The organism is Halorubrum sp. SP3, from assembly GCF_005435195.1.
Taxonomy (GTDB): Archaea; Halobacteriota; Halobacteria; order Halobacteriales; family Haloferacaceae; genus Halorubrum; species Halorubrum sodomense.
This window is the reverse complement of sequence record NZ_SGTU01000255.1, coordinates 1-586: the sequence shown is the minus strand read 5'-3', so window position 1 is coordinate 586 and position 586 is coordinate 1. Positions and strand designations below refer to the sequence as shown.

General features: G+C 51.4%; 1 protein-coding gene. It reads right to left on the bottom strand.

The window, feature by feature from the left end:
• Positions 1–586 (bottom strand): PAS domain-containing protein (locus EXE42_RS16480; RefSeq protein WP_137707009.1); only part of this gene is annotated, 586 nt, incomplete at both ends.

The window sequence follows — 586 nt, the reverse complement described above, 5'->3', positions numbered from 1 at the left end:
CCACTACACCGGTAACCGCTCCATCGTCGTCCCACAATGGCGAAAGGACAGCCCGAACGAAGCGCCGTCGTTCACCCGTAGCGGCCTCAGTTTCGAGTTCAAAAACAACTGATTCTCCATCCAGCGCTTGTTTTATTACGGGCTCAATCTTCTCAGCAGTACTTTTTTCAACGATCGAATCAATTTGTGTCCCCCGCACTCGGCCCGAATCAAGTCCATAAAACTGCCGAAAGTCCTCGTTAGCGAATATAAGTCGCTCTGATGAGTCAATACAGAAAATCCACGTAGGCGACGCCTCGACTGCCGATTTGTATTGTCGGAGCCGCTCCCGTTTCTCTTTGTCTTCTGTGATATCCCGGTGAAAACCGGCGAATTCGCTGATTGTACCCTCTGTGTCGGTAATAGGAGCAAACGTTTCTTTTGTCCAGAATTCCGGTCGATCATCGTGGTTGTCACAGCGCTCGATGGTCACTGATTCACCTTCTTCGACGGCTCTCTGGACCGTTGCGGCCATTTCCGAATCTTTGCCATCACAGAACAGCGCTGTGAGGTCAGACCGATCCTCCAGATCGTTCTGCGCTAGTTC